The 21,119-nt window shown below is 72.6% G+C and carries 9 protein-coding genes; all 9 read left to right on the forward strand.

The annotated features are described in order from the left end of the window. Window positions 1-100 precede the first annotated feature (100 nt). The 9 genes from BST11_RS04740 (at window position 101) to BST11_RS04780 (ending at window position 21,066) form a co-directional block, all read left to right on the forward strand. Window positions 101-4,381, forward strand: a complete 4,281-nt coding sequence (locus tag BST11_RS04740; protein WP_083136823.1) for a non-ribosomal peptide synthetase — start codon at window positions 101-103, stop codon at window positions 4,379-4,381. Further along, window positions 4,371-5,711, forward strand: coding sequence for a beta-ketoacyl [acyl carrier protein] synthase domain-containing protein (locus BST11_RS04745; protein WP_083136824.1), 1,341 nt, complete (start codon window positions 4,371-4,373; stop codon window positions 5,709-5,711). Before BST11_RS04740 ends, BST11_RS04745 begins: the two co-directional genes overlap by 11 nt. After that, complete coding sequence (gene mbtD, locus BST11_RS04750; protein ID WP_083136859.1) at window positions 5,711-8,713, forward strand: mycobactin polyketide synthase MbtD; 3,003 nt, start codon at window positions 5,711-5,713, stop codon at window positions 8,711-8,713. Before BST11_RS04745 ends, mbtD begins: the two co-directional genes overlap by 1 nt. Further along, a complete protein-coding gene (locus BST11_RS04755) occupies window positions 8,706-13,937 on the forward strand; it encodes a non-ribosomal peptide synthetase (protein WP_211284629.1) in 5,232 nt (1,743 codons plus the stop codon). The genes mbtD and BST11_RS04755 overlap by 8 nt, the downstream gene beginning before the upstream one ends. Continuing rightward, a complete protein-coding gene (locus BST11_RS04760; RefSeq protein WP_083136826.1) occupies window positions 13,934-18,346 on the forward strand; it encodes a non-ribosomal peptide synthetase in 4,413 nt (1,470 codons plus the stop codon). Before BST11_RS04755 ends, BST11_RS04760 begins: the two co-directional genes overlap by 4 nt. Then, complete coding sequence (mbtG, locus tag BST11_RS04765; protein ID WP_083136827.1) at window positions 18,343-19,638, forward strand: NADPH-dependent L-lysine N(6)-monooxygenase MbtG; 1,296 nt, start codon at window positions 18,343-18,345, stop codon at window positions 19,636-19,638. The genes BST11_RS04760 and mbtG overlap by 4 nt, the downstream gene beginning before the upstream one ends. Further along, window positions 19,616-19,831: an MbtH family protein gene (locus BST11_RS04770; RefSeq protein WP_083136828.1), complete on the forward strand. Its 216-nt coding sequence runs from the start codon at window positions 19,616-19,618 to the stop codon at window positions 19,829-19,831. The genes mbtG and BST11_RS04770 overlap by 23 nt, the downstream gene beginning before the upstream one ends. A 171-nt stretch (window positions 19,832-20,002) precedes the next feature. Next, window positions 20,003-20,521 (forward strand): MTB12 family secreted protein, encoded by a 519-nt coding sequence (locus tag BST11_RS04775; protein WP_244897519.1) that lies wholly within the window; start codon window positions 20,003-20,005, stop codon window positions 20,519-20,521. A 35-nt stretch (window positions 20,522-20,556) separates the two neighbouring features. Beyond that, window positions 20,557-21,066, forward strand: a complete 510-nt coding sequence (locus BST11_RS04780) for an MTB12 family secreted protein (protein ID WP_083136830.1) — start codon at window positions 20,557-20,559, stop codon at window positions 21,064-21,066. Window positions 21,067-21,119: the final 53 nt, after the last annotated feature.

The raw sequence follows: 21,119 nt of genomic DNA on the forward strand, positions 1-21,119 counted from the left end.
GGGGTTTGCCGGGTTGGCGGGGGTCGGTAGCGGCGGCGTAGGGATCGAGGATAGGGTAACCGAGCAAGTTAGGGCAGCCTTTGCTAATTCAGGAGGATTCGTGGTGCGTGCCCCGGCGTGCTCGGAGGACATCCGTGCGGAGGTGGCCGAGCTGCTCGGCGTCCGTATCGACACCATCCACCCAGGTAGCAACCTCATCGGCCAGGGCCTGGACTCCATCCGGATGATGACGCTGGCCGGTCGCTGGCGCCGCCACGGCATAGCCGTGGATTTCGCCACGCTGGCCGCCGCCCCGACCATCGAGGCCTGGTCCGAGCTGGTCACCGCGGGCCCGCCCGTCCCGACGCTTGACGCACCCGCTGATGCCGCCGCCGCTGATGCCGCCGATGCCGGCGCGCCCTTTCCGCTGGCCCCGATGCAGCACGCGATGTGGGTCGGGCGCCAAAACGACCAGCAGTTGGGCGGGGTGGCCGGGCACCTCTACGTCGAGTTCGACGGCGGTCCGGTCGACCCGGACCGCCTGCGCGCGGCGGCCACCGCGCTGGCCCGTCGGCACCCGATGCTGCGGGTGCAGTTCTTGCCCGATGGCACGCAGCGCATCCCCCACGAATGCGGAGACTTTCCCGTCGCCGTGGAAGATCTGCGCGGGCATGAGGACCGCCCCGACGCCATCGAGCGGCGGCTGGCGGACCTCCGCGAGGCCAAATCCCACCAGCAGCTCGGCGGCGCGGTGTTCGAGCTCGCGTTGACGCTGCTGCCCGGCGGGCGGTCGCGGCTGCACGTCGACCTGGACATGCAGGCCGCCGACGCGATGAGCTACCGCACCCTGATGGCCGACCTGGCCGCCCTCTACCTGGGCCGCGAGCTACCCGAATTGCGCTACACCTACCGCGAATACCGTCAGGCGATCGTGGCGGCGGAGGTACAGCCGCAGCCGGAGCACGACGCCGACCGCGACTGGTGGGCGCGGCGCATCCCGCGGCTGCCGGACCCGCCGGCGCCCCCGACGATCGGTGGCCGCGACTCGCGCACCAGCACCCGGCGTTGGCACTGGCTGGACCCGGCGACCCGCGACGCGCTGTTCGCGCGCGCCCGGGCGCGCGGCGTCACCCCCGCGATGGCGCTGGCCGCATCGTTCGCCAACGCGCTGGCGCGCTGGTCGGTGCCGCGGTTCCTGCTCAACGTCCCGCTGTTCGGGCGCCAGCCGCTGCACCCCGACGTCGACCTGTTGGTCGGCGACTTCACCTCCTCGCTGCTGCTCGACGTCGAGCTCACCGGCGCGGCCACCCCGGCGACGCGCGCGCACGCCGTGCAGGACGCGATGCGCACCGCCGCCGCCCATTCCGCCTATCCCGGGCTGTCGGTGCTGCGCGACCTCAGCCGCCATCGCGGCACCCAGGTCCTGGCGCCGGTGGTCTTCACCAGCGCACTGGGCCTCGGCGAACTGTTCAGCGCCGACGTCACAAGGCAATTCGGCAGCCCGGCCTGGATCATTTCCCAGGGTCCGCAGGTGCTGCTCGACGCGCAGGTGACCGAGTTCGACGGCGGGGTGCTGGTCAACTGGGACGTGCGCGACGGCGTCTTCGCGCCGGGCGTCGTCGACGCCATGTTCGCCCACCACATCGACGAGCTGCTGCGGCTGGCCTCCGCCGACGACGCGTGGGACGCGCCCGGGCCGCCGGCGCTGCCGGACGCGCAGCGCGCGGTGCGCGACGCGGTCAACGGCGGCACCGCGGCGCCCAGCGGGGAAGCCCTGCACGACGGGTTCTTTCGCCGCGCCGAGCAGCAGCCCGACGCACCCGCGGTGTTCGCCTCCTCAGGTGACCTGACCTACCGGCAGCTGCGCGATCAGGCCCTGGCGGTGGCCGCGGCGCTGCGCGCGGCCGGGATCGGCGCCGGCGACACCGTCGCGGTGCTGGGCCCGAAGACGGCCGAACAGGTGCCCGCGCTGCTGGGGATCCTCGCCGTCGGCGGCGTCTATCTGCCGGTCGGCGTCGACCAGCCGCGCGACCGCGCCCAGCGCATCCTCGCCACCGGCGGCGTTCGCCTGGCGCTGGTGTGTGGCGGGCGCCCACTGCCTTTCCAGTCGGAGAGCCCGGTGCCGGCTGCGGTGCTTGCCGACGTCCTGCGCGACGCGACGGATGCATCCGGGACGAGTTGCGCCACACGGTGTTCCGTCGACCCCGCCGAGCTCGCCTACGTGCTGTTCACCTCGGGGTCGACCGGCGAGCCCAAGGGCGTCGAGATGACGCACGACGGCGCCATGAACACGGTGGAGTTCCTCACCCGCCACTTCGAGATCGGCGCCGGGGACCGGTGCCTGGCCCTGGCGACGCTGGAGTGCGACCTGTCGGTGCTCGACGTCTTCGCCACGCTGCGCGCCGGCGGGTCGATCGTGGTCGTCGACGAGGCGCAGCGCCGCGATCCCGACGCGTGGGCGCGGCTGATCGACACCCACCGGGTCAGCGTGCTGAACTTCCTGCCGGGCTGGCTGGAGATGCTGGCCGAGGTGGGCGAGGCCTCGTTCGAGGGGCGGCTGTCGTCGGTGCGGGTGGTGCCCACCGGCGGCGACTGGGTGCGGCCCGGCCTGGCCCGCCGCCTCCGGGCGATGGCCCCCGGCGTGCGCTTCGCCGGGCTGGGCGGCGCCACCGAAACCGCGGTCCACGCAACCATTTACGAGGTCGGCGACGACATGCCGGCCGACTGGACCGCGGTGCCCTACGGCAAGCCGTTCCCCAACATCGCCTGCCGGGTCGTCGACGAGACGGGCGCCGACTGCCCCGACTGGGTGGTCGGCGAGGTGTGGGTGTCCGGGCGCGGCATCGCCCGGGGTTACCGGGGCCGCCCCGAACTGACCGCCGAGCGCTTCGTCGTCCACGACGGCCGAACCTGGTACCGCACGGGCGATCTGGCCCGCTACTGGCCGGACGGCACGCTGGAGTTCGTCGGCCGCGCCGATCATCGGGTCAAGGTCAGCGGGTACCGGGTCGAGCTCGGTGAGGTCGAGGCGGCGCTGCGGCGGGTGCCCGGTGTGCGCGCCGCCGTGGCGGCCGCGGTGCCCGGGCCGAAGGAGAGCGAGGCGCTGGCCGCGGCCGTTCGCCTCGACGACGCCACCGTGACCCCGGAGCGGATTCGCGCGTTGCTCGCCGACCTCGTTCCGGCGCACATGATTCCGGCGTACCTCTCGGTCGTCGATCGGATCCCCCTCACGGACGGCGGCAAGATCGACCGGCGCGCCGTCGCCCGCCGGCTGGTGGCCGAGCGGCCCGGCGACGCGGCGCTCCACGAGGCGCCGCGAACGAAGCTGGAGCGGGCGCTTCGCCACATCGTCGCCGGCCTCCTCAACCGTGACGCCGACACCGTCGGCATCCACGACGACTTCTTTTCCCTCGGCGGCGATTCCGTCCTCGCGACGCAGGCTGTCGCCGCCATCCGGCAGTGGCTCGACTCGCCGAGCCTGATGGTCGCCGACGTCTTTGCGTCCAGGACCGTTGCCGCGCTGGCCCGATTGCTCGTCGAGCGCGACGGCCCCCGTAGCCGCGACGACCGGCTCGAGCTGGTCGCCGACGTCTATCTGGAAATCGCGGAGATGTCCGGCGGCGAGGTGATGTCCGCGCTCGACGCTGAAACGGCGACGGAGCCGGCGCCGCGGGAGTTCAAGCCGTGGGTGAAACGGTTCACCGGCGCCACCGCGCCCGGCTCGGTGGTGGTGTTCCCGCACGCCGGCGGCGCCGCAGCGGCCTACCGGCCCCTGGCGAAGGCGTTGTCGGCCAACGGCGTCGACGCCTACGTGGTGCAGTACCCGCAGCGGGCCGACCGCCGCGACCACCCGGCGGCCGACAGCATCGGCGCGTTGGCGCTGGAGCTCTTCGAGGCGGGGGACTGGGCCGCGGCGGCCCCGCTGAGCCTGTTCGGTCATTGCATGGGCGCGGTGGTCGCCTTCGAGTTCGCCCGCATCGCCGAGGCCAACGGCATGCCGGTGCGGGTGCTGTGGGCTTCGGCGGGGCAGTCCCCGTCGACGGTCGCCGGGTACGGGCCGCTGCCGACCACCGGCAGCGGCGTGCTCGAGGACATGATCGACCTCGGTGGCACCGACCCCGCGCTGCTGGAGGACGAGGAATTCGTCGATCTGTTGGTGCGGGCGGTGCAGGCCGACTACCGCGCCCTGAACGCGTATTCGTGTGGGCCGGATGTGCGCATCCGCGCCGACATCCACGCGGTCGGCGGCAACCGCGACCACCGGATCGGCCGCGAGGTCCTGGCGAGCTGGGAAACCCACACCCGCGGCCGATTCACGGTGTCGGACTTCGACGGCGGTCACTTCTACCTCAACGACCACCTCGACGCGGTGGCGCGGATGGTGAGCGCCGATGCCCGATAGCGACCCGATCGACCCCATCGACCCCATCGTTATCGTCGGGATGGCGCTCGAAGCGCCGGGCGGCGTCGAAACCCCCGACGAGTTCTGGACGCTGCTGTCCGAACAGCGCGAGGCGCTCGGCCCGTTCCCCGCCGACCGGGGCTGGGCGCTGCGCGAGCTGTTCGACGGGTCGCGACTCGACGGATTCAAACCCATTCAGAACCTGGGTGGATTCCTTGCCAGCGCAACGACCTTCGATCCCGACTTCTTCGGCATCTCGCGCCGGGAAGCGACGGCCATGGACCCCCAGCAGCGCGTCGCGCTGCGGATGGCCTGGCGCAGCGTGGAAAACAGCGGGATCAACCCGGACGACCTGGCCGGCCACGACGTGGGTTGCTACGTCGGCGCCTCCACGCTCGAATACGGCCCGGGCCTTTCCGAGTTCTCCGAACACAGCGGGCAGCTGATGACCGGGACGTCGCTGGGCGTCATCTCCGGGCGCATCGCCTACACGCTGGATCTGGCGGGTCCGGCCCTGACCGTCGACACCACATGCTCGTCGGCGCTGGCGGCGTTTCACACGGCGGTCCAGGCGATCCGGGCCGGCGACTGCGACCTCGCGCTCGCCGGCGGTGTATGCGTGATGGGGACCCCGGGCTATTTCGTCGAATTCTCCAAGAAGCACGCGCTGTCCGACGACGGACACTGCCGGCCCTACAGCGCGCACGCCAGCGGCACCGTCTGGGCGGAGGGTGCGGCCATGTTCGTGTTGCAGCGCCGGTCTCGGGCGCTGGCCGACGGGCGCCGCATCCTCGCCGAGGTGCGCGCCAGCTGCCTGAACTCCGACGGCCGCAGCCGCGGTCTGATGGCACCCAGCGGCGAGGCGCAGCTGCGCCTGTTCCGCCGCGCCATCGCCCAGGCCGGGGTCGAGCCCGTCGACGTCGGGATGATCGAGGGGCACGCCACCGGAACGCGGCTCGGCGACCGGACCGAATTGCTGTCCATGGCGGCCAGTTACGGCACCGCGCCGGCCGGGCGCGGGCCGCTGTTGGGCTCGGTCAAGTCGAACATCGGGCACGCGCAGGCCGCGGCGGGCGCGCTGGGTCTGGCCAAGGTCATCCTGGCCGCGCACCACGCCGCGATACCCCCCACCCTGCATGTCGATGAGCCCAGCCGCGAAATCGACTGGGAAACCCAGGGTTTGCGGCTCGCGAAAAAGCTGACGCCGTGGCCGGCCCGCGGCGGATGGCGTACCGCGGCGGTGTCCGCGTTCGGGATGAGCGGCACCAACACGCACGTGATCGTCTCGATGCCCGATGCCGCGCCTGCCCCCGGGAACGAGGTCGCCTGATGGCCCCCAGACGGTTGCCCGACGGGCGAATTCCGGTGGTGCTCAGCGCGCACGCCGACGACCTCGTGGCGGCGGACGCGCGGGCGATCGCGGACTACCTGGAGCGGTTCCCGGAAACGACGGTGGCCCAAGTGGCCCGGCGGCTGCGCGGGACGCGGCGGCTCCGCGGGCACCGGGCCGTAATCCGCGCCGCGGACCGCACCGAACTCGTCGACGGGCTGCGGGCGCTGGCCGCCGGCGGCGAGCATCCGCTGGTCGCCACGTCGGCGCTGAGTTCGCCCCCGCGGCAGGCGTTCGTGTTTCCCGGCCAGGGCCGCCACTGGGCCGGCATGGGCGCGGCCGCCTACCGGGGGCTGCCGACCTACCGGGAGGCCGCCGACGGCTGCGCCGCGGCGTTCGGGGTCGCCGGCATCGAGTCGCCGCTGCGCTACCTGACGACCGCGGGCGACCCGTCCAGATTTTCCGAAATCGAGGTCCAGGCGGCACAATTCGTCCACGCCGTCGCCCTGGCGGAGGCGTGGCGGTCCTGCGGCGTGCTTCCCGACCTCACCGTCGGCCAGAGCCTCGGGGAGGTCGCCGCGGCCGTCGTCGCCGGCAGCATCGCGCTGCCGGACGCCGTCGCGGTGGTCGCGGCGCGCGCCCGCGTGGTCGAGCGCCTGCCCGGGCGCTACGCGATGGCGACGCTGGGGATCGGCGCCGGGGACGCCGCGCCCCTGATCGAGGCGGGCGCCGGCTGGGCGGAGCTGTCCGTGGTGTACTCCCACTCCTCGGTCGCGGTGGCCGGTGACCGCGACGCGGTGCTGGCCATCGTCGACGCGGTCCGCTCCCGCGGGCAGTTCGCCCGCGAGATCACCGCCGGCTTTCCGGGGCACACCAGCCTGCTCGAACCGCTGCGCGACGAATTGCGCGCGCAGCTGCCCGCTTCGGAATTCGCCGAGTCCCCGGTCCAGTTCATCGGCGGCACCACCGGTGACGTGGTGGCCGCCGGCACGCCCTTTGCCGACTACTGGTATGCCAACCTGCGCAACACGGTCCGCATGGACCGCGCGGTCGAGTCGGCGATCCGTTGCGGCGCAAGGTCGTTCATCGAGGTGTCCGCGCACCCGGCGCTGCTGTTCTCGATCGGCCAGATCTTCGAAAGCGGGCTCCCCGACGACCCGGCCGTGCTGGTCGGATCGGCGCGCAACGACCAGCCGATGGTCGACGCGCTGTCGGCGAACATCGTCAGCGCGGCGGTGGCCGACCCCGGCTACGCGTGGGATGGGTACCTGGACGGCCCGCCCAAGGATCTGGTCGATCTGGCGGGGTTTCCGAACGCGCCGATGCGCGCGATCCCGATGTGGGCGCACCCCGAGCCACTCGGGAGAACGGCCCGGACCGGGCTGACCATCGCCCTCGAGCACTGGGACCCGGCGGCGCCCATCGCACCGGCCACCGGGCCGCCCGTGTCCTGCGCGGTGCTCGACCTCGGCGGTGACGGCGCGCTGGCCGGACCGCTGCGCGCCGCGATCGGGTCCCACCCCGGTACGTCGCTCGGCGAACCACCGGACGCCGAGATCGTCGCGGTGGTCGCGCCCGCCGTCGACGTCGCTCGCACCGTCGAGACCCTCACCGACCTGATCGGGTCGGGGCTGCTCGACTATGCACACGGGCTCGGGCCGCGCTGCCACACGGTGTGTCTGGTCACCGCGGGCGCCGAGCGGGTCACCGAGCGGGACGCGGCGCCGTCTCCCGGTCACGCGGCGCTGGCGGCGATGCACCGCAGCGTCGGATTCGATTACCCGGAACGGGCTTTCACCCATGTGGACCTGCCTGCCGTGGGACTGGGGCCGGCCGCCGGATACGCCGCCGTGGACGGGTTGCTGTCCGGCTCCGGGCAGGTGGCGGTGCGCGACTTTGCCGGCGGGTACGCGTTGTTCGAGCGCTCATTCCGCGACGCGCCCGCCACGCCGCACTGGCCGCTGGAATCCGCGCTCGACGAGGTGGTGATCACCGGCGGCAGCGGCGTCATCGGTCTGCACTACGCCCGCTACCTCGCCGAACGCGGCGCGAAGCGAATCGTCCTGCTCAGCCGCCACCCGGCCGACCCCGACGCGCTGAAGGACCTGACGGCCAGATACGGCACCGGCCTGGCGTCACCCGCGTGCGACATCACCGACCCGGCCCAATTATCGTGCGTCGCAGCGGAATACGGGACCGGCGCCTCCCTGATCGTGCACGCGGCGGGCAGCGCCACGTTCGGCGCGGCCGCGTCCACGCCGGCCGCAGCCGCCGACGCCTTCGCCGCCAAGGTCACCGGCCTCGCCCACCTGGTCCAGCTGTGGCCGGCCCGGCCCGGCACCCGAATGCTGTTGTGCTCGTCGGTATCCGGGGTGTGGGGCGGACGGGGCCACGCGGTGTACTCGGCGGCCAACCGCCTGCTGGACGTGGCGGCGGCGCGGCTGCGCGCTGCGGGCAGGCACTGCGTTGCGGTCAGGTGGGGCTTGTGGCAGGGCGCCGCCGAATCCGGCCGCGGCATCGCGGACTCTGCCGGGATCGCGGACATCGAACGGGCGGGGCTGCGCGGCATGGCCCCGAAGGAGGCGATCGAGGCCAGCCTGCGCGACTGGGCCGGCGACCCGCTGGTCTTCGCGGCCGACGCGGCTCGGTTACGGATGTTCCTGGACGGAGACCGCCGCCGACCGGCGGAGGTCGACGCGCGGGCCGCAACCGGCGCGCAGGTTCCGGTGGTCGACGCGGTGCGCAGCCAATTGGCGGCCGTGCTCGGAATCGAGCCGCCCGGCGACCTGAACCTGCAGGAGTCGCTGTTCGACCTGGGCATCGACTCGATGCTGGCGCTGGACCTGCGCAAGCGTCTCAAGCGGACGATCGGCCGCACGGTGTCCCTGGCGACGCTGATGGGCGAGATCACGGGCGACCAACTGGTCAAGCAACTCGAACGCACCGATGGCACAGGCGACGGCTCGAAAACGGCACAGAAGGTGGACATTTCGCGTGACTGATATCGCCGACACCGGCGCCCGGCTGCAAGCGGCCCGGCTGGAGCTGCTGCGCCGCAGGCTCGCCGAGCGCGGCCTCTCGGGCGAGACCGGCGGACCGGACGAAAAAGCCGGTCCCGGCCCCGACGACCGGCTCTCCGACGGGCAGGCCCGGATGTGGTTCGTCCAGATGGCCGACCCCAGCGGCGCGTTGCTCAACGTCTGCGTGTCCTACCGGATCACCGGCGCCATCGACCTCGGCCGGCTGCGCGAGGCCGTCGACGCCGTCGCGCGCCGCCATCGGGTGCTGCGCACCACGTACACCGTCGGCGACGGGGGAGACCCGCGGCCGATCGCGCACGACGACCTGCGCCCGGGATGGGCGCAACACGACCTGACCGACCTGCCGGAGCGCGCGCGCCGGCTTCGCCTGGAGGTGCTGGCGCAACGCGAATTCAATGCGCCCTTCGACCTTTCCGCCGACGCGCCGCTGCGCATCACCGCCGCGCGCACCGCACCCGACGAACACGTGCTGCTGTTGGTGGCGCACCACATCGCCTGGGACGACGGGTCATGGCGGGTGTTCTTCGCCGACCTCACCCGCGCGTACGAAGGCACCGCCGACCTGGGGCCGGAACGCCACCCATCCGACCCGCCCGGACCGGACACCACGGAGGCCGACCTCGACTACTGGCGCGCCGTCATGGCCGACCCGCCGGAACCGCTGGAGCTGCCGGGCCCGGCGGGGACGGCGCTGCCGACCGACTGGCGCGCCGCCCGAAGCACGCGGCGGCTGTCCGGCGAGACCACCCAACGGGTGCTGGCGACGGCGCGCGACACCGGCTGCACGCCCTACATGGTGCTGCTGGCGGCGTTCGGCGCCCTGCTGCACCGCTATACGCACAGCGACGACTTCCTGGTGGCCACGCCGGTGCTCAACCGCGGTGCCGAATCCGACGGGACCATCGGCTATTTCGGCAACACGGTCGCGATCCGGCTGCGCCCGCGCGCTTCGATGAGTTTCCGCGAATTCGTCGGGTCCACCCGCGACATGGCCGCCGGCGCGTTCGCCCACCAACGGGTCAGCCTCGACCGCGCGGTGCGCGAGTTGAACCCCGACCGCCGGCACGGCGCCGAACGCATGACCCGCGTCGGCTTCGGGTTCCGCGAGCCCGACGGCGGCGGATTCCGGCCGGCGGGCGTCGACTGCGAACGCTACGACCTGCGTGGCAACCTCACCCAGTTGCCGCTGGGCTTCATGGTCGAATTCGAAAGCACCGGCGCGCTGGTCGAGGCCGAGCACCTACTGGAGATCCTCGAACCCGCCCTGGCGCGACAAATGCTCGACCACTTCGCCGTCCTGCTCGACGACGCCCTGGCCGCACCGGACAAGCCGCTGTCCGGGCTCGCGATGATGGACGAGGCCGAGGCCGCGTGGCTGCGCGGGGTGTCATGCGGCCCGAGGTACGACACCGCCGCCAGGACGCTCGCCGACCTGGTGTCCGAGCAGGCCGCGCGGGCTCCCGACGCGATCGCCGTCGTCTACGAGGGCCGCCGGTTCGGCTACCACGACATCAACGAGGCGGCAAACCGGTTGGCGCACTGGCTGATCCAACGGGGGATCGGCAGCGAGGACCGGGTCGCCGTGCTGCTCGACAAGTCACCGGACCTGGTCGTCACCGCCTTGGGCATCGCCAAGGCCGGTGCGGTGTATGTCCCCGTGGATCCCACCTACCCGCAGGAACGGCTGGACTTCATCCTCGACGACTGCGACCCGAAGCTGGTGCTGCGCGAACCGGTGGCCGACCTGGCCGCCCAGCGCGCCGACGACCCGACCGACGCCGACCGGGTCCGCCCGCTGCGGCCGGACAACACCGCGTACGTGATCTACACGTCGGGAACCACCGGGTTGCCCAAGGGCGTCGCGGTGCCCCACCGCCCCGTCGCCGAGTACTTCGTCTGGTTCAAGGACGAATACGGGGTCGACCACACCGACCGCCTGCTGCAGGTCGCCTCGCCGAGCTTCGACGTGTCGATCGCCGAGATCTTTGGCACCCTCGCCTGTGGCGCGCGGATGGTGATCCCGCGACCCGGCGGGCTCAACGACATCGGCTACCTCACCGCCCTGCTGCACGACGAGGGAATCACGGCAATGCATTTCGTGCCGTCCCTGCTCGGCCTGTTCCTGTCGCTGCCGGGGGTCAACCAATGGCGGACGCTGCGCCGGGTTCCCATCGGTGGCGAGCCGCTGCCGGGCGAGGTCGCCGACAAGTTCCACGCCACCTTCGACGCGTTGCTGCACAATTTCTACGGGCCGACCGAGACCGTCATCAACGCCAGCCGCTACATGGTGGAGGGCCCGCAGGGCACCCGCATCGTGCCCATCGGCCGGCCCAAGATCAACACCACGATGCACCTGCTCGACGACGCGCTGCGACCCGTCCCCGTCGGGGTGATCGGCGAGATCTACCTCGGTGGAACGCATCTGGCGCACGGATACCATCGCCGCGCCCGGCTGACCGCCGAACGGTTCGTCGCCGACCCGTTCAACCCCGGTGCGCGGATGTATCGCACCGGGGACCTCGCGCGCCGCAACGCCGACGGCGACGTCGAGTTCGTGGGTCGCGCCGACGAACAGGTCAAGATCCGGGGCTTCCGCATCGAACTGGGTGACGTCGCCGCGGCCATCTCGGTCGATCCGACGGTCGGGCAGGCCCTCGTGGTGGTCAGCGACCTGCCACGGCTGGGCAAGGGCCTGGTCGGCTACGTCACGCCCGCGGCGGGCGACGAAGAGACCACGGTCGACCTCGACCGCATCCGCGCCCGCGTGGCCGCGGCACTTCCCGAGTACATGGTGCCCGCGGCATACGTGGTGCTCGACGAGATTCCGATCACCGCCCACGGCAAGATCGACCGCGCCGCGCTGCCGGAGCCGGAGGTCGCCTCCGGCGCCGAGTTCCGCGAACCGGACACGGACACCGAGCGGCGCGTCGCCGAGCTGTTCGCCGAGTTGCTCGGCCGCGACGGGGTGGGCGCCGACGACTCGTTCTTCGACCTCGGCGGCCACTCGCTGCTGGCCACCAAATTCGTTGCGGCATTGCGCAACACGTTCGGCCCGTGCGCCGGTCGGATCGGCGTGCGGGAGGTGTTCGAGTTGGCCACGGTCGCCAGGATCGCCGAGCACATCGACGCCGCGGGCACGTCGGCTCCCGGCCCGGCACGGCCGCGCCTGGCACCGTCGAGCCACGACGGGCCGACGCGGCTGTCGTCGTCGCAGCTGCGCAGCTGGTTCACCTATCGCTTCGACGGGCCCAACGCCGTCAACAACATTCCCTTCGCCGCCGCGCTGCGCGGCCCCTGCCACACCGAGGCGCTCGCCGCCGCCATCACCGACGTCGTGACACGGCACGAGATCCTGCGCACCACCTACCGTGAGATCGACGGTGTGCCCCACCAGATCGTCCGCCCGCCCGCCGCCGTGCCGGTGCGCCGCGCCGACGGTCCCGACGAGGCCTGGCTGCGGGACGAACTGGACGACGAGCGGCGCCATGTTTTCGACCTGGAGACCGACTGGCCGATCCGGGCGGCCCTGCTGCACGTGCCGGGGCGGAACGTGTTGTCGTTGGTCGTCCACCACATCGCCGGCGACCACTGGTCGGCGGGCGTGCTGTTCACCGATGTGCTGACCGCCTACCGGGCGCGCGCCGCCGGACACCCGCCGAGCTGGGAGCCGCTGCAGGTGCAGTACGCGGACTACGCCGCCTGGCAGGCGGCGCTGCTTGACGACGCCGCGGGCATCGCCGGTCCCCAGCGCGAGTACTGGACCCGTCAACTCGCGGGGCTGCCCACCGAAAACGGTCTGCGCCCGGACTTTCCCCGCCCGGCCTCGCTCACCGGCGCCGGCGACGTCGTCGAATTCGGTTTCGGCTCGCCGACCCGCGACAAGCTGAGCGCCCTCTGCCGCGAACTCGGCGTCACCGAGTTCATGCTGCTGCAAGCCGCCGTCGCGGTGGTGCTGCACAAGGCCGGCGGCGGCGCGGACATCCCCCTGGGCACCCCGGTGGCCGGCCGCAACGAATCCGAGTTGGACCGGCTGATCGGGTTCTTCATCAACATCCTGGTCCTGCGCAACGACCTGCGGGGCAACCCCACCCTGCGCGAGGTGCTGCGGCGCACCCGGGAGATGGCGCTGGCCGCCTACGCACACCAGGACCTGCCGTTCGACCAGGTGGTCGACGCCCTCACCCCGGCGCGGTCGCTGTCCCGCAACCCGCTGTTCGACGTCGTCGTGCACGTCCGCGAACACCTGCCGCAGGACACGGTCATCGACAGCGGCCCGGCCGGCGACACCACCTTCACCGCGCTGGAACCGGAATTCGACGTTGCGCACGCCGACATGTCGGTCAACTTCTTCGCCTCCGGTGCGGGCTACCGCGGCCACGTCATCTACCGCCCCGAACTGTATCGGCGCACCACCGCGCAGCGGTTCGCCGAGTGGCTGGTGCGCGTCGTCGAGGCGTTCGCCGACGATCCCGACCGGCCGCTGCGCGACGTCGAACTCGCGAGCCCCCAAGAACGGCAACGGATCCTGGACCGCTCCGGTGCGGGCGGGGGCGCGGCGCGGGTGTACCTGCTCGACGCCTGGCTCGACCCCGTCCCCGAAGGGGTGGTGGGAGACCTCTACTACGGCGGCGGCCCGGCCGCCGGCGCACGGATGGCCACGCCATCGCTGACCGCCGCCCACTTCGTCGCCGATCCGTTTGCCGCGCAACCGGGTGCACGGCTCTACCGCAACGGCGAGCGCGGAATGTGGACGCACGACGGCCAGCTGGAGCTGCTGTCCGGCGCCCCAACCCCGGCGCCGCCGGCACCATCGGCGCCGCCGGCGTCGGACACGGGTCCGGGCGAACCGCCCGCCACCCCCACCGAGCGCGCACTGGCCGGCATCCTCGCCGGCGCGCTCGACGCCGGGGAGGTGGGCCGCGACGACGATTTCTTCGGCCTCGGCGGCGACAGCATCCTGGCCGTGCGGGTGGCCGCGCAGGCGCGCGATGCCGGGCTGCCGCTGACCCCGCGCATGGTCTTCGAACATCCCGTGCTCCGCGAACTCGCCGCCGCGGTCGACGCGCGGGCGGCCGAAACCGAGGACGAAGGCTCGCGCGACACGCATCACGCGCCGATGAGCGCCTCCGGGCTGTCCGCCGACGAACTGGCGGACCTGACCGAATCCTGGGGCCAACGGCCGTGACACGGGCCGACTCTCGACCGGCCATCGAAGACGTGATGGCGCTCAGCCCCCTGCAGCTGGGGCTGTTCTCGATGGCGGCGCTGAGCGCGGAGGCGGGGGCGGCCGGGCCGGACGAAGCCGAAGCCGCCGACCCGTACGTCATCGCGATGGCCGCCGACGTGACGGGCTCGCTCGACGTCGGGCTGCTGCGCGAATGCGCGGCGACGATGCTGGCCCGGCACCCAAACCTGCGGGCAAGCTTCGTGCACGGCAACCTGAGCCGGCCCGTGCAGGTCGTGCCGAGCAGCGTCGAACTGCCGTGGCGGATGGTGCGCGCCGCGCCCGACGAGGTCGACGCGCTGGAAGCAGAGGAGCGCCGGCGGCGTTTCGACCTGGGCCGCGGGCCGCTGATCCGGTTCCTGCTCATCGAATTACCCGACCGGCGTTGGCGTTTGGCCGTGGTCGCGCACCACATCGTCATCGACGGCTGGTCGTTGCCGCTGTTCGTCTCCGAACTGCTCACCCTGTACCGCGCCGGCGGCGACGCCGCCGCGCTGCCCCCACCGCCGCGGGCGTATCGCGACTACATCGGCTGGCTGGCCGGCCGCGACCAGACGGGCAGCCGGGCGTTGTGGGCCGAGCACCTCAAGGGACTCGACGGCCCGACCCTGCTCTCGCCGGCGCTGACCGCCACCCCGCCTGCGGCGGGGATCCCGCGCCGCACCACGCTGCGACTCGACCACGAGGCCACCGCCGGGCTCGCCGACGCCGCACGCGCCCGCGGCGTCACACTCAACACGATCGTCCAGATGGCCTGGGCGGCCATCCTTTCGGCGTACACCGGCCGCGCCGACGTGACGTTCGGGGTGACGGTGTCCGGCCGGCCCGGCGAACTGTCGGGCGTGGAAACCATGGTCGGCATGTTCATCAACACCGTGCCGCTGCGGATGCGGCTCGACCCCCGCGACACCGTGGGGGCGCAATGCCTTGCCCTGCAGCGCGAATCCGCCGCCCTGCGCGACCACAGCTATCTGGGACTCGCCGAATTGCGGTCGATCGCCGGCCTCAGCGAGATGTTCGACACCCTGCTGGTCTACGAGAACTTCCCGCCCGGCGAGGTGGTGGGCGCCAACGAGTTCACCGCCAACGGCGCCACCTTCCGCCCGGTGGCGCTGGAGAGCGTGTCGCATTTCCCGGTGACCATCGCCGCGCACGTGAGCGCCGGGCAGCTCACGGTATTGGTGGAGGCGCTCGACGGCGCGCTGGGCACGACGGCGCCCGAGGCCCTCGGCGGGCGGCTGCTGGCGGTGGCGCGGCGTTTGTTCGACGCGTGGGACCGGCCCCTGCGCGGGCTCGACATCCTGCTCGACGCCGAGCGCGACCGCGCACCCGTGGCCCCGCGCGTCGCCGGACCCACCACGGCGGTGCACCTCCGGTTCGCCGAAATCGCCGCGGCGCGACCGGATTCGGTCGCGGTCAGCTGGGCCGGGGGCCGGCTGACGTACCGCGACCTCGACGCCCTCGCCGACCGGGTGGCCGCCGCCCTGGGCCGCGCCGGCGTGGGCCCGGAGACGCCCGTGGCGATCACGCTGCCCCGGGGTCCGAGCTACGTGGCCGCGATGCTGGCGATCCTCAAGGCCGGCGGCATGATCGTGCCCCTGGATCCGGCGATGCCCGGCGAGCGCATCGCCGAGGTGCTGCGGCAGACGTCGGCCCCGATCGTCGTCGACGAGACGTGGTTCGCGGCCAACAGCGCCAACGGCTCGGCCGCGCCCGCCGAATACCGGCCGGTCGCGGCACCGCCCGACCACGCCGCCTACGCGGTCTTCACCTCGGGAACCACCGGCGCCCCCAAGGGCGTCGTCGGCACCCACCGGGCGCTGTCGGCCTACGCCGACGACCACATCGAGCGCGTTCTGCGCCCGGCCGCCGCGCGCATCGGGCGACCGCTGCGCATAGCGCACGCATGGTCTTTCACCTTCGACGCGGCCTGGCAGCCGCTGGCCGCGCTGCTCGACGGCCATTCGGTGCACATCGTCGCCGACGACCGACAGCGCGACGCCGAGGCGCTCGTGGAGACCATCGACCGGTTCGGCCTGGACATGATCGACACCACGCCGTCGATGTTCACCCAGCTGCACAACGCGGGCCTGCTGCGCGCGGTACCCCTGACGGTCCTCGCGCTCGGCGGCGAAGCCCTGGGCAGCGGGGCGTGGCGGGCGATCCAACAAGAGTGCGCCCGCACCGGCATGACGGCCTTCAACTGCTACGGGCCCACCGAAACCACGGTCGAGGCCGTCGTCGCCGCGATCGGCGAGCACGGGCGACCGGCCATCGGGCGCCCCACCCGGACCACCCGCGCCTACGTCCTGGACGGCTGGCTGCGGCCGGTGCCCGACGGCGCCGCCGGCGAGTTGTACCTGGCCGGCGACCAGCTGACCCGCGGCTACCTCGGGCGGGCCGCCGAGACCGGGGCGCGCTTCGTCGCCGACCCCAACGGCCGCGGTGCCCGCATGTACCGCACCGGAGATGTGGTGCGCCGCATGGCCGATGGCGGCCTCGAGTTCCTCGGCCGCAGCGACGACCAGCTCAAGATCCGCGGTTTTCGCGTCGAGCCGGGCGAGATCGCGGCGGTCCTGGGCAGCCACGACGGGGTGTGCGGCGCCCACGTGACCACCCGCGGCCACGCCACCGGCCCTCGGCTCGTCGCGTACGTGGCCGGCGGGGCGAACCCGCCGGCGGTTAACGAGCTGCGCGCCATGCTGATCGACCGGTTGCCCCGCTACCTGGTTCCCCATCACATCGTCGTGCTCGACGAGCTGCCGCTGACACCGCACGGAAAAGTCGACGAAAACGCCTTGGCAGCAATCGATCTCGACGGCGGAACGGCCACGCCGCCCGAGACTGCGACCGAGATCGCGCTCGCCGAGGCGTTCGCCGAGGTCCTGCGGTCCGCGCACGTCGACGTCGCGGCCGGCTTCCTGGAAATGGGCCTCGACAGCATCGTGGCGCTGTCGGTCGTGCAGGCCGCCCGCCGCCGCGGCATCGCACTGCGGGCCCGGTTGATGGTGGAGTGCGAGACCATCCGCCAGCTCGCCGCGGCGATCGACGCCGATAACCACCGGGCCCTCCGCCACGCGACCTCGAACGGGCCGGGCGAGCCCGGCGGCCCAATCCCGTTGCTGCCCAGCGCACATTGGCTCTACGAACACGGCGACCCCCGACGGCTGGCGCAGACCGAAGCGATCCGGTTGCCCGCCACCGTCACCCGCGAGCAGCTGCGCGCGGCCCTGGCGGGCATCGTCGACGGGCACGAGGTGCTCCGCGCCCGGCTGGACCGCGCGACGATGACGCTCGTCCCCGGCCCGGCCGCCGACGTCCTCAGGGAAGTCCGGGTCGACGACCTGGATGCGGCGGTCGCCGCGCGCGCCGCCGAGGCCGTGGAACGCCTCGACCCGGAGCGCGGTTCGCTGCTCGAGGCGGTATGGCTGCGCCCGCCGGCCGGGCAGGGCGTGCTGCTGCTGACCGCCCACGTGCTCGCGATGGACCCGGCGTCCTGGCGTGTGGTGCTCGGCGAACTGGACGCCGCCCTGCGGGCGCTGTCCGACGGCCGTTCGCCCGCGCCGGCGCGCGAACACACCGGCTACCGGCGCTGGGCCGCCGCGCTCACCGAGCGAGCCCACCGGCTGGACACCGTCGGGTTCTGGCGCGCCCAACTCGAGGGCGACGACCCCGACATCGGGGCCCGGCGGCTGCGCCCGGGCCATGACCTGGCCGACGACCTGGCCGTGCGCACCGCGTTCGTCGACGAAGAAGTCAGCCGCCGGCTGCTGAATTCCGGTATGCCACTGCCCGAGCTGCTCGTCGCCGCGACCGCGGCGATGGTGACGCGCTGGCGGCAGGTGCGCGGCCAGGCCACCCCGCCGCCCCTGCTCGCGCTCGAAACCCATGGCCGCGCAGACGGATTGGTGGACGGCCCCGGCGGGCGCGACATCGACACCAGCGACACGGTGGGACTGCTCAGCTCGATCTACCCGCTGCGGGTGGACACGGCGCACCGCGCCGGGCTTCCGGCGATCCCCGGCGACGGTGTCGACTACGGCCTGCTGCGCTACCTGCGCGCCGACACCGCCGAGCAGCTCGCCGGCTTCCCGGGCCCGCAGCTGCTGCTGAACTATCTCGGGGCCGCCCACGCCGGAGGCGGCACCGGCCTACAGCTCGACCGCGAACTCCTGGCCGGCCTGTCGCCGGTGCCCGAGCCCGGCCTCGCGGTGCGCCACGAGTTGAGCATCCTCGCCGTCGTGCTGACCGTGGGGGAGCAGCGTGTCCTCGCCGCCCAGTGGCGCGCGCTGCCCGACATCCTCGGCGACGCGGACATTGCTGAGCTGCAACGACTTTGGTCCGACAGCCTGCGGGAGGTGGCGGCATGAGCACACTGGCGATCCTGGGGGCCGGGGCGAAGGCGGTGGCCGTCGCCGCCAAGGCGTCCGTGCTGCGCGACATGCGGATCGAAGGGCTCGACGTCCCGGACGTCGTCGCCGTCGAACGCATCGGGGTGGGCGCCAACTGGCAGGCCAGCGGCGGCTGGACCGACGGGGCGCACCGGCTGGGCACCAGCCCGGAAAAGGACGTCGGGTTTCCCTACCGCTCCGCGCTGGTGCCGCGCCGGAACGCCGAACTCGACGAACGGATGACCCGCTACAGCTGGCAGTCCTACCTGATTTCCACCGCGTCGTTCGCCGAATGGATCGACCGCGGCCGCCCGGCGCCGACCCACCGCCGGTGGAGCCAGTACCTGGGCTGGGTGGCCGACCAGATCGGCCTCGACGTCGTGCACGGCGAGGTCGAACGGCTCACGGTCAGCGGCGAAGGCTGGACCCTGCACACCCACGAAAGCGCCGTGCACGCAGACGCATTGATGATCACCGGCCCCGGTCAGGCCGAAAAGTCGTTGCTGCCGGGCAATCCGCGCATGCTGTCGATCGCCCAGTTCTGGGACCGCGCCGCGGGCGACGACCGGATCAGCGCCGAGCGGGTGGCCGTGATCGGCGGCGGCGAGACCGCGGCGTCGATGCTCAACGAGCTGTTCCGCCACCGGGTTTCGACCATCACCGTCATCTCCCCGCAGGTGACGCTGTTCACCCGCGGCGAGGGGTTCTTCGAGAATTCGCTGTTCTCCGACCCCACCGACTGGACCGCCCTGACACTGGACGAACGCCGCGACGCGCTGGCCCGCACCGACCGCGGGGTGTTCTCGGCGAGCGTGCAGGAGGCGCTGCTGGCCGACGACCGCATCCGCCACCTGCGCGGCCGGGTCGCTCACGCCGTGGGCCGCGACGGCCAGATCCGGTTGACCCTGTCCACCAACCGGGGCAGCGAAAACCTCGAAACGGTGCACGGTTTCGACCTGGTCATCGACGGCTCCGGCGCCGACGCACTCTGGTTCACCTCCCTGTTCGGCCAGGACGCCCTCGACCTCCTCGAACTCGGGCTGGGCGGGCCGCTGACCGCCGACAGCCTGCAGGAGGCCATCGGCTACGACCTGGCCGTCACCGGGGTCACCCCCAAGCTGTTCTTGCCGAACCTGTCCGGTCTCACCCAGGGCCCCGGCTTTCCCAACCTGAGCTGCCTCGGGTTGCTGTCCGACCGGGTGCTGGGAGCGGCGGGACCCGTCAAGCACCGAACGATGAGGAGAAGCGATGAGCACCAACCCCTTCGATGACGACAGCGGCGCGTTCTACGTCCTGGTCAACGGCGAGGAGCAGCACAGCCTGTGGCCGGCGTTCGCCGAAATCCCGTCGGGCTGGGCGGTGGTGCACGGCGAGGCCGGCCGCGCGGAGTGCCTGGACTACGTCGAGCGGCACTGGGCGGACACCCGGCCGAAGAGCCTGCGGGAGGCCGCATCGAGCCACTGAGCGGACGACCGGCCCCCCTGGGCCGCGACACAGCGAACGCACAGATTGCTCAACGCTCGCGCACATAGCGTGCTCGTAACGTGACACGCCTGAGACACAGAACACCCGTCGCAGAGCGCACACTTACAGTTCGTCGCAACCATGCGACCCGGAGGGGGAGGGTTCTCAACCGTGCGACCCAAATCGATCACATACCTCGCCGCCGCCGCGGCGGCCCTGGGGGCCGTGGGCGCGGGGGCCGCGGCCGGCCCGTCCCCCGTCGCGGGCGGCCCCGCCCAGGTGCGGCTGGCCGCCGTCGGCGCGCCGCTGCCGCAGAACCCGCCGCCGGCCCCGGTGCCCGGCGTCGACCTCCCGACGGCCGGGCAGTTGACCGGCCTGCTGAACAGCCTTGCGGACCCGAGTGTTCCGTTCGCCAACAAAAGCAACCTGGTCGAAGGCGGCATCAGCGGGACGGAGGCGCACCTGGCCGACCACGAGCTGAAGAAGGCGGCGAAGCACGGGGACCTGCCGCTGGCGTTCGACGTCACCAACATCCAGCCGGGCGCGCCGGGTTCGGCCACGGCCGACGTCGCGGTTTCGGGTCCGAAGCTCCCGAGCCCGGTCACGCAGAGCGTCACGTTCGTCAACCAGGGCAGCTGGATGCTGTCCCGCGCCTCGGCTATGGAGCTCTTGCAAGCCGCGGGACACTGACTCACACAGGTCACGTCCACAAGTAAGGGGAAACCGTGAAATCCGTAGCTCGCAGCGTGGCAGCGTTCGCCCTCATCGGCGCCGTCGCCGGTTTCGGTTCCGTCGCAGGTGTCGTCGCACCGCCCAGCCCTCAGGTGCAACTGGCCGCGGTCGGCGCGCCGTTGCCGCAGGACCCGCCGCCGGCGCCCGGGCAACTGCCGACGCCGGAACAGTTGACCAACCTGTGCAACCAGGTGACCGATCCCGGCGTGTCGTACACGACCAAGACCAACCTGGTCCAAAACGGGATCGCCCCCGACGAGGGTCACGTGGCCGACCACGACCTGCGAAAGGCCTACCGCAACGGGAACTTTCCGGAGCAGTTCGCCGTGACGAACATCCAGCCGGCCGGCCCGAACGCGGCCACCGCCGACGTGGCCATCTCGGGCCCGAAGTTCGCCGGGCCGGTCACCAAGGACCTGGCGTTCGTCAACCAGGGCGGCACCTGGGTGCTGCAGCACGACGCCGCCCTCGCGTTGATACAAGCGGCCACGGCCACGAACTAGTCAGCAACCCCGCCGCGCCGAGCGTGTAACCAGCGCGAAGATTCGGTCATTTT

It is taken from the genome of Mycobacterium alsense, from assembly GCF_002086635.1.
In the GTDB taxonomy this organism is placed as follows: domain Bacteria; phylum Actinomycetota; class Actinomycetes; order Mycobacteriales; family Mycobacteriaceae; genus Mycobacterium; species Mycobacterium alsense.